Annotated in this window: 6 protein-coding genes; 4 read left to right on the top strand and 2 right to left on the bottom strand. The window is 69.4% G+C overall.

What is annotated here, in order from left to right:
- The first annotated feature begins 109 nt into the window (after positions 1-109).
- From dut to MJ785_RS17075, 4 genes are all read left to right on the top strand, one after another.
- Positions 110-619, top strand: coding sequence for a dUTP diphosphatase (dut, locus tag MJ785_RS17090; protein WP_239346390.1), 510 nt, complete (start codon positions 110-112; stop codon positions 617-619).
- A gap of 161 nt (positions 620-780) precedes the next feature.
- Positions 781-1,500, top strand: a complete 720-nt coding sequence (locus tag MJ785_RS17085) for a DUF3710 domain-containing protein (protein ID WP_239381761.1) — start codon at positions 781-783, stop codon at positions 1,498-1,500.
- 556 nt (positions 1,501-2,056) lie between these two features.
- Positions 2,057-2,443, top strand: coding sequence for an OB-fold nucleic acid binding domain-containing protein (locus MJ785_RS17080; RefSeq protein WP_239309625.1), 387 nt, complete (start codon positions 2,057-2,059; stop codon positions 2,441-2,443).
- Positions 2,440-3,183 carry a DUF3159 domain-containing protein gene (locus MJ785_RS17075; RefSeq protein ID WP_370651523.1) on the top strand — a complete coding sequence of 248 codons (744 nt, stop codon included), beginning with the start codon at positions 2,440-2,442 and terminating at the stop codon, positions 3,181-3,183. The genes MJ785_RS17080 and MJ785_RS17075 overlap by 4 nt, the downstream gene beginning before the upstream one ends.
- On the opposite strand, the gene MJ785_RS17070 is transcribed toward MJ785_RS17075, so the two are convergent.
- Together MJ785_RS17070 and MJ785_RS17065 are read right to left on the bottom strand one after the other, a co-directional pair.
- Positions 3,131-3,832 (bottom strand): TrkA family potassium uptake protein, encoded by a 702-nt coding sequence (locus tag MJ785_RS17070; protein WP_239309627.1) that lies wholly within the window; start codon positions 3,830-3,832, stop codon positions 3,131-3,133. The genes MJ785_RS17075 and MJ785_RS17070 overlap by 53 nt on opposite strands.
- Positions 3,829-4,500: a TrkA family potassium uptake protein gene (locus MJ785_RS17065; protein WP_239309629.1), complete on the bottom strand. Its 672-nt coding sequence runs from the start codon at positions 4,498-4,500 to the stop codon at positions 3,829-3,831. Before MJ785_RS17065 ends, MJ785_RS17070 begins: the two co-directional genes overlap by 4 nt.
- Positions 4,501-4,765: the final 265 nt, after the last annotated feature.

The raw sequence follows: 4,765 nt of genomic DNA, 5'->3' as shown, positions 1-4,765 counted from the left end.
GGTGAGGGGCCAGCCGGCACACCTTAGTCTTCGGCGTGTTCCCCCGGGTACCGTTGACTGTGCCGGTTACCGGTCTCGGCTCGTATTCGCGAGGAGCGATCGGAGACTCATGACCGCCACGAACGATCTCACCGCGCAGCCGGCCAGCCCTGGATCGCGTCGGCTGGGAGTGCTGGTGCGGCGGCTCGATCCGGATCTTCCGCTGCCCGCCTACGCGCATGCCGGCGATGCCGGCGCGGACCTCGTGGCAGCCCGCGACGTCACCCTCGCCCCCGGCGAACGTGCCATGATCGGAACGGGGATCGCCATCGCGCTGCCCGAGGGCTACGCGGCGTTCGTGCATCCGCGCAGCGGACTCGCCGCTCGCCATGGCGTGTCCATCGTGAATGCGCCAGGTACTGTCGACGCCGGTTACCGTGGTGAGATCAAGGTTCTGCTTGTCAACACCGACCTGCACGCATCGGTCCACCTGCGGCGTGGCGACCGGATCGCGCAGCTTGTCGTCCAGCGGGTGGAGCATGCGGCGTTCCGTGAGGTCGCCGAACTGCCCGGGACGGCGAGGGGCACCGGCGGGTTCGGATCGACCGGTGGGTTCGCGACGACCGGTGATCTTAGCTGACCGGGGCCGGCGAAGTGCTTACCCATGCCTGCCCGACGTCCGCCCCGCGCCCGCACCATATCCGCCATCGTTGCCGGCCAGCACGCGCAAGGAGCTCATCGTGATAACAGGAAGTGGTTGAAATGTTCCGGCGCGGTCGTAGACGTGGTGGTCGAGGTGTCTTGGGCGCACCGGAACACCATGGCCGGGATGAGGTCCTCGACGTCGAGGAGGAGGGCACTGCGGGTGCCCCGGACGGTCCGTATGACGCCGACAACGCTCCGGACGATCGTGTTCGGCGTCTCGATCTGGGGTCCCTGCGTATCCCCATGGTCGACGGGATCCAGGTGCAGTTCCAGGTCGATCAGACATCTGGCCAGCTGCTGACGGTGACCCTCACGGACGGCCAGAGCGCGATGGAGCTGGCGGCCTTCGCCGCGCCGAAAAGCACCGGTCTGTGGAACGACGTGCGCACCGAGATCGCCGGCTCCCTGGGCGCGGGACCGGGCGCGGCCGAGGAGGGCAGCGGACCGTATGGGAAGGAGCTGCGGCTCCAGCTGCCGACCGGCGCGGCCGATGAGTTCATGCCCGGCAGGATGATGGGGATCGACGGTCCGCGCTGGTTCCTGCGGATCGTCCTCACCGGCTATGGCGCGCTCGATCCACAGGCCGCGCCGTTGCTGACCGAAGCGTTGCGCCAGCTCGTGGTGGTGCGTGGTGACCAGGCGATGCCCCTGCGCGATCCGCTGCCGCTGAAGCTGCCGAAAGAGGTCACCGACCCGCACGCTTCGCCCGACCCCGCGGAGGAGGTGGCGGCGGGCCCGTACGACACCACACCCGCGGCCGTGCGGACGGCGGCCCGGATGCCTGCCCCCGGCGTGCGGATAGCGGAGGTCGGCTAAGAGCGACCGGCAATAGGGGACGCGGCGTCGCGGGGGGCTGGGGCACGCACCTCGCCGCATCGCTCCCCGTCCATCGCTGCGCGATGCACGGGTACCCCGGCTCGTCGGTCGACGCCCAACACACAGCCGGGTCGACGCGCCTGATGTCGACGCGCCTGACGCAGGGCCCGCCGGAGCCGGCGATGCGCAGACTGCCGCCGGCAGCCATCAGCGCGGGTGCGCCATCGCTCACCAGCCCGCCGTAGCTGACGCCCGCACGGAGAGCTGGTGGCTGCACGCCGCTGGTATCGCTGTCTTTCGGTGATGACGTGTCGCGCGACGAGTGGCCGAGGCATGCGTGAGCATCGAGGCACGCGTGAGCACAGCCGGCCGGGGCCCTGGGACGGACATCGTGCACAGCTGGAGCTGGGGCCTCGGGGCGGGCACACTGGGGCGCGTCGGTTCGTTACCCCGATGTTGCCTGTGTTGCGTGCCCCAGCCCCGCGACGCCGTGTCCTCTATTGCCGGGCGCTCTTAACCCAGTTCCGTGCATGCTCGAGATTCAACCGGAGGAGCCGTGGGAGACCGAGGCGGTTGGTGGGGGCGGGTCGTCCACCGGCTGAACGCGGATGATCAGGTGCTGGAAGCGGAGGACCTACAGCGGACGGTCGAGGCGGCCGGGGCCATCCCCATGGGTGAGTGTCACGAGCGTCAGGAGGTGTGCGTCGTCGGTTCGATCCGTTCGGTTACCGTTCGGAGTCATGCTGGAGCGCAGAGCCTTGAGGCGGACATCTACGACGGCACCGGTACCGTCACCCTGGTGTTTCTTGGCCGGAAGCACATACCGGGGATTCAGACAGGACGCACGGTGAAAGCAGCTGGGATGGTCATGAATCAGGACAGCCGTACCACCATCTTCAACCCGCGATACGAGCTGCTGCCCGCGTCGTCCGCGAGCGCGTGAGCCTCCCGACCGGCGACCAGCAGGTCGCGCCGGCCACCGGGCAGCGGCCCCCGATGTCCTTCGCCGAGGCCATGGGCGGCCCACGCGGGATGGTCGACAGCGCGATCCCCACGGTCGCTTTCGTCGCGGTCAACGCCGGGGCCGGGCTGACCGCGGGCATCGTGTTCGCCGTGGCGACGGCGGCGGCCCTCGTCGCGCTGCGGGTCGTCCGCCGCGAACCCGCGCGCCAGGCGTTCTCCGGTCTGTTCGCGGTGGGGCTCGCCGCGTTCGTCGCGTCCCGCACGCACAGCGCCGAGGGCTACTTCCTGCCCAGTATCGTGAAGAACGCCGTTTTCGCCGGAGCCGGCCTGCTGTCTCTGCTGGCGCGCAGGCCGCTCGCGGGTTTCGTGCTGGCCGCGATGGATGCCCGGTATGCCGACTGGCGCCAGCACAGCCACCTGCGCCGGGCCGCCATCCGGGCGACGCTGGTGTGGATCGTTGTTTTCGGTCTCCGGTTCGTCATCCAGGGTGTGCTCTACCTGGCCGGTCAGACAGGATGGCTGGCCGCGGCCAACATCGCCCTGGGGCTTCCGCTGTTCGGCGTCGCGATCATAACGACCTTCGCCATCGTGCGGCGGCTCGCGCCGAGTCAGGCTGCCGTGGACGAGCGTGGCGTGGACGAGCGTGGCGGTCCCGCTGGCCTTCCGGTCACCGCGCCGGTGGTGGTGAGTCCACCGGCGTCCCACCCAGAGCCTGGCTGAGGGCCTCCTCGACGTCTCCGCCGGCTGTCACCACGGCGAGCACCTCATCGCCTTCTTCCAGCGTGGCGTCGGGGGAGGGCAGGACGACCCGCCCATCGCGCAGGATCGCCACCAGCGCCGCGTCAGCGGGCAGCACGACCTGCGCGATGGGCCTCCCGATCACCGGCGAGTCCTCGGCCAGGGTCAGCTCCACCAGCGACGCGTTGCCCTGCATGAAGCGCATCAGGCGGACGAGGTCGCCGACGCTCACCGCCTCCTCGACCAGGGCGGTCAGCAGCCGTGGGGTGGACACGGCCACGTCCACGCCCCACGCCTCGGTGAACAGCCACTCGTTGTTCGGATGGTTGACGCGTGCCACCACCCGCGGCACCCCGAACTCGGTCTTCGCCAGCAGCGACACGACCAGGTTGACCTTGTCGTCCCCGGTCGCGGCGACCATCACCGCGCACTCCTGGAGGTTGGCGCTCTCCAGGGAGGCCAGCTCGCATGCGTCCGCCAGCAGCCAGTTGGCACGCGGGAGCGCGCCTGTGCGTATCTTGCGCGGGTCACGTTCGATCAGCATGACCTCGGAGCCGTTGTCGATCAGTTCAGCGGCGATGGAACGGCCGACCTTGCCCGCTCCGGCGATGGCGATCCGACGTGGCCTCATGCGGGTGGACCTTCCTTCGGACCGGACCGCAGCACGGCTTCCACCTGCGCCGCCCGTGCTTTGGGAAAGGCGATGTGCAGCGTGTCGCCGTCCTGGATGAGGGTACGAGAATCAGGAAGCAGGCCTTCGCCGAAACGGGTGACACAGGCGACCCGGACACCCGCGGCACCCTCAAGCGTGGAGACGCGTAGCCCCACCCACGATATGGAGGGCGTCATCTCTGACAGCAGGATCATGCCGGATGTGTCCGTCCACTCCGGCGTTATGGCGTCCGGGACGAGCCGGCGCAGGATCTGGTCGCGGGTCCACCGTACGGTGGCGACCGTGGGAATACCGAGCCGTTCGTACACCTCAGCCCGGCGGGGATCATAGATGCGGGCGACGACGCTGGTCACGCCGAACATCTCCCGCGCGATCCTGGCTGCGATGATGTTGGAGTTGTCGCCGCTGGAAACCGCGGCGAACGCCGCCGCGTCCCGGATGCCGGCCTCGATCAGGGTGCCCCGGTCGAAACCGACCCCGGTGACCATCCGGCCGCTGAAGTCCGCGGGCAGCCGGGTGAAGGCGTCCGGGTCCTGGTCGATGATGGAGACGCTGTGGCCATACCGGTCGACGCTGCGGGCGAGCGCCGAACCGACTCGACCGCAACCGAGGATCACCACATGCACGCCGCAGAGCGTAGTCCCGCGCAGTCGCCCCGGTCGATGCGTGGACGGAGTCCACCAGCGGAGGTATCGGACATCTCACAGCGATGCGATGCTGGTCACACCAGTCGGTAGCATCGCCGCGTGAGGCTCACGGACCGCCTCAAGCGCGGCTTCGTCGGTCGCCCTCTCGGGAGCGACAAACTCGGCGAGACGTTGCTGTCCAAGCGGATCGCCCTGCCTGTCTTCGGCAGTGATCCGCTGTCCTCGGTGGCGTACGCCACCGAGG

Origin of the sequence: Protofrankia sp. CiT1, assembly GCF_917627335.1 — a bacterium.
Taxonomy (GTDB): Bacteria; Actinomycetota; Actinomycetes; order Frankiales; family Frankiaceae; genus Protofrankia.
The sequence above is the reverse complement of the archived record's forward strand: the minus strand, read 5'-3'. Positions and strand labels throughout refer to the sequence as shown.